This is a genomic window from Xanthovirga aplysinae (genome assembly GCF_009711365.1).
In the GTDB taxonomy this organism is placed as follows: domain Bacteria; phylum Bacteroidota; class Bacteroidia; order Cytophagales; family Cyclobacteriaceae; genus Xanthovirga; species Xanthovirga aplysinae.
This window is the reverse complement of the sequence record NZ_SMMB01000040.1, coordinates 1-240: the sequence shown is the minus strand read 5'-3', so window position 1 is coordinate 240 and position 240 is coordinate 1. Positions and strand designations below refer to the sequence as shown.

General features: G+C 32.9%; 1 protein-coding gene. It reads left to right on the top strand.

Annotated features, from left to right (window positions below; all coding sequences use genetic code 11):
• Positions 1-240, top strand: a 240-nt coding sequence (locus E1171_RS00035; RefSeq protein WP_187696065.1) for a leucine-rich repeat domain-containing protein, incomplete at both ends; no start/stop codon positions are given.

Here is a 240-nt window from a genome sequence, read left to right as displayed (position 1 = left end):
TGGAAGTATTCCAGTTGAATTGGGCAATTTAACGAAGCTTCAATATTTGGATTTGTCATATAATCAGATAAGTGGAAGTATTCCAGTTGAATTGGGCAATTTGACGGGTTTAAGAAATTTGGATTTTGCTTCTAATGAATTTATTGGAAATATCCCAGTTGAATTGGGTAATTTGACGAATCTACAACTATTGGATTTGTCTTCTAATCAATTAAGTGGAAGTATTCCAGTTGAATTGGG